Here is a 3,524-nt window from a genome sequence, read left to right on the forward strand (position 1 = left end):
CAAGCGCCCGACCGATGCCGGAACTTCCTCCGGTGATGAAAATGGTGTTTCCTGCAGGGTTCATGTCGCCTCCATTCCTGTCAGACGGCAGATAGGCAGGCGCAATTATTCGCGCGCGCCCGATCCTGCCCGGTTCTTGCCTATTTCTACCCGATAATTGATTGACGCCCTGCCGGCTGACATACGCGTAGCGATGGATCAGATTATCTCGGACCTGGCTTCCACGGTTGCCCGACAAGGAAAAGAGGGACTGACCTCGACCGCCACACCGAATGTTAGGCTGTACAAGGTTAGCCGGTGTGTCGATCTTCTACCGGAGACCTATCGGCCGGTTGTCAGCCTGATACTGCAGGGCGAAAAGCAGCTGGCGGTCGGCGATCAGGTGCTGAACTATACCGCCGGGCGCACCTTCACCACGGCCCTCGATCTTCCGGTCATGGCAAAAAATAATCAGCGCGAACGTGGATCGACCCTATCTCGCGATAAGTCTCGTCATCGATCCTGGGATCGTCTCAGATTTGACCGCGAGCATGCCTGATACGGCGTACGAAGCCGATAGAAAGGCGTTCGCAATCGATCCGGCGGGCCGCGACCTGCTTGATGCCTGGACCCGGATGCTACGCCTGATCGACAGACCCGACGAAATCCGGATCATGGCCCCACTGCTGGAACGAGAGATCGTGTATCGGCTGCTGCGAGGCCCGCAGGGCGCCGTTCTGAGACAAATTGCGAACGTTGAGCCGAGAGTAGCGCAGATCAGAAAGGCGCTTGCCACGATCGGGGAAAACTATGCCGGCTTGTTCAAGGTCGAGGACATCGCACGGTCGGTCGGGATGAGTTGCTCTGCCTTTCATCGCCGGTTCAAGGCCGCGACCGGCATGGCCCCGCTACAGTATCAAAAGACTCTTCGACTTTACGAGGCCCGACGATTGATACTGACCGCATCGACGAGCGCGAGCGCGGCGGCCTTCTCGGTCGGTTACCAGAGCGTGTCCCAATTCACCCGAGAATACAGGAGGATGTTCGGCGTTTCCCCAATGCAAGGGACGCGAAAGGGGCACTCGATTGATCGGTCTGCGAACGCCTAGAGCCCTGCCGTGGAGTCCCCGTTTCGGGCATCCGAGTAGGTGTGCACTACTGACGTATGCGCCCGCGTACGGCGATCTCCTCGGGCGGCAGTTTCGCCATGCGTCGATCGAAATCCGCAGCGATCTCGGCGAGCGTCACCTCCCCCAGCCGACGTAGCAGCAGCGCCTCAGCGTCGCGTAGCGCCTCTACCAACGAGCCATTGACGGCCTGCTCCACCAAGCAGGATGGCGAAGGATCTGTCGGACCAAGCGCAAAGATACGGCTCTCGCCCAACGCCCGGTGAACATCGAGCATGGTCATGGTCTCTAGTCCGCCGGTCAGCGACCAGCCGCCGCCATGGCCCTTGACCGATCGCACGTAGCCGGCGTCGCGCAGACCCGCCATCGTGCGGCGGACTACGACCGGATTGGTACCGAGCATCGTCGCGGCAGCATCCGATGTCAGCGGACCCGACATGCTTCCCATGTGGATCAGCAGATGCAGCATTCTGGATAGGCGCGCGTCCAACTCTTGATCCTCCACCGTGGTTGACACCCTTATCACGCAACATTTGATGTTGCAAAATGCCACGCTAATTGTCATGTAACACTGATAGTGCTCTGAAAGGCTTGGCTATGCGTGACGTGATAGTAATCGGAGGAAGCTTTGCCGGCCTGTCCGCGGCGACACAGCTAGCGCGAGCGAGACAGAATGTTGTGGTGATTGATGGCGGGCTGCCTCGCAACCGCTTTGCCGACGAGGCGCACGGCTTCCTGGGTCAGGACGGCAGGCCTCCCAGCGCGATACTGCACGACGCACGACACCAACTCCTGCGCTACCCTTCAGTTGAGATGATGAATGCCGAGGTGGTAGACGCAAGCGCTATCAACGATGGATTTGCTGTGCGCCTCGCCGACGGCAGTGAACAATTCGCTCGACGCTTGATCCTGACCACGGGCGTCGTGGACGAACTACCCTCTATCCCAGGCATGCGCGAGCGCTGGGGAACGACCGTGCTGCACTGCCCCTACTGCCACGGCTACGAGGTGCGCGACCTGCCGCTCGGTGTGATCGCGGCGCACCCGATGTCGGCGCATCAGGCGGTTCTTATCCCCGATTGGGGGCCAACAACCTACTTCACGCAAGGTCGGTTCGAGCCCGAGCCAGCGGAGCTTCACGCGTTTGCGACCCGCGGCGTTACGATCGAGCGGACGCCGGTCGTTGCGCTGCTGGGCGTTGCACCAGCACTGGATGGTGTGAGACTTGCCGATGGTCGATCCATTGGATTGGCCGCCGTGTTTACCGCGCCGCGAACGAAACCAGCCACTCCGCTCGCGGAGTTTCTCGGTTGCGAGCATGCGGAAGGACCGACCGGCCCGTACATCAAAGTCGATGCGTGGGGCGTAACCTCCGTTTTCGGCGTCTGGGCGGCGGGTGACGCGGCTACCCCCCTGCACAACGCAACGCTGGCATCCGCCGCGGGCGTACTGGCAGGTATTGGCGTCCACCAAGCCGCTGCACGATCGGTTGCAGAATACCCCGCCCGGGAAGCATAGCGTAATCGTGTGACCTGCGATGCCAGTGTCTTTTAGCGCCCATGAGCGATCCCCTCTCTATCCGGCATTCACGCTACCTTGGCGTGGTTCCAGAACGGACGCCCATTCATCTGCTTCGTGTAGCACCGACAGTTCCCTAAAAATGCCTAGAACGACCTGCCGCGGCGCTATGTAGTGCCCCTCCCATCATTGGAGCCGCGATTGGCCACGAGTTCTTCCACCTTGGTAATATGCTCTGTGCCCCAACTACATAGCGGTACAAGCGCATCGGCAAGCGTCCTGCCAAAAGACGTCAGCGAATAGTCAACCTTTGGCGGTACCTGCTGATAATCGCAGCGATCAACGACACCATCTACATTCAGCTCTTTGAGCTGCTGGATAAGCATCTTGTCGCTCACGCCACCGATCGCACGCTTGAGTTCCCCGTAACGCCGCGTCTCGTGCGCCAGATGGAACAGAATCAGCGGCTTCCACTTACCGCCAATCACCGACAGCGCTACGTCCAGACCGCAGCTGAAAACCCTGCTTTCCACCGATGACCTCAGGTACTTACCAAAAGGTGCATACTAGTAAGCAAGAAAGGGCGTGTCCACTTCTGCATCATTCGATGCTCGGAGCGACAAATGAACAGACTTCAAGGCAAAACAGCCCTTATCACCGGCGGCACCAGTGGCATCGGCCTCGCGACCGCAAAGCGATTCGTCGCTGAGGGCGCTTACGTCTTCATCACGGGGCGGCGCCAAGCCGAACTGGACAAGGCCATCCACGAGATCGGCGGCGCCGTCACAGGAATTCGGAGTGACGTTGCCAGCCTCGACGATCTCGACCAGTTGTTCGACGTCGTACGTGAGAAGCGCGCTGGATTGGACATCGTGTTCGCGAATGCCGGCGGTGGCGACT

6 protein-coding genes are annotated in these 3,524 nt (G+C 60.0%); 4 read left to right on the forward strand and 2 right to left on the reverse strand.

The window, feature by feature from the left end; genetic code table 11:
- Positions 1-193: 193 nt before the first annotated feature.
- Together NLI89_RS21450 and NLI89_RS21980 are read left to right on the forward strand one after the other, a co-directional pair.
- Positions 194-538, forward strand: coding sequence for an AraC family transcriptional regulator N-terminal domain-containing protein (locus tag NLI89_RS21450; RefSeq protein WP_254688771.1), 345 nt, complete (start codon positions 194-196; stop codon positions 536-538).
- Positions 462-1,088, forward strand: coding sequence for an AraC family transcriptional regulator (locus NLI89_RS21980; protein ID WP_254688772.1), 627 nt, complete (start codon positions 462-464; stop codon positions 1,086-1,088). Before NLI89_RS21450 ends, NLI89_RS21980 begins: the two co-directional genes overlap by 77 nt.
- Before the next feature lie 46 nt (positions 1,089-1,134).
- On the opposite strand, the gene NLI89_RS21460 is transcribed toward NLI89_RS21980, so the two are convergent.
- Positions 1,135-1,575 (reverse strand): Rrf2 family transcriptional regulator, encoded by a 441-nt coding sequence (locus NLI89_RS21460; RefSeq protein WP_254688773.1) that lies wholly within the window; start codon positions 1,573-1,575, stop codon positions 1,135-1,137.
- A gap of 128 nt (positions 1,576-1,703) precedes the next feature.
- On the opposite strand from NLI89_RS21460, the gene NLI89_RS21465 reads away from it, so the two are divergent.
- On the forward strand, positions 1,704-2,624 hold the full coding sequence (locus NLI89_RS21465) for an NAD(P)/FAD-dependent oxidoreductase (protein WP_254688774.1): 921 nt from the start codon (positions 1,704-1,706) through the stop codon (positions 2,622-2,624).
- A 167-nt stretch (positions 2,625-2,791) separates the two neighbouring features.
- Here the strand turns inward: NLI89_RS21465 and NLI89_RS21470 are convergent, their stop codons facing one another.
- Entirely contained in the window at positions 2,792-3,157 is a 366-nt protein-coding gene (locus tag NLI89_RS21470; protein ID WP_254688775.1) for a winged helix-turn-helix transcriptional regulator, read from the reverse strand.
- 90 nt (positions 3,158-3,247) lie between these two features.
- On the opposite strand from NLI89_RS21470, the gene NLI89_RS21475 reads away from it, so the two are divergent.
- Positions 3,248-3,524 (forward strand): SDR family NAD(P)-dependent oxidoreductase (locus NLI89_RS21475; RefSeq protein ID WP_254688776.1); only part of this gene is annotated, 277 nt, incomplete at its 3' end.

Origin of the sequence: Sphingomonas faeni (assembly GCF_024273235.1) — a bacterium.
In the GTDB taxonomy this organism is placed as follows: Bacteria; Pseudomonadota; Alphaproteobacteria; order Sphingomonadales; family Sphingomonadaceae; genus Sphingomonas; species Sphingomonas faeni_A.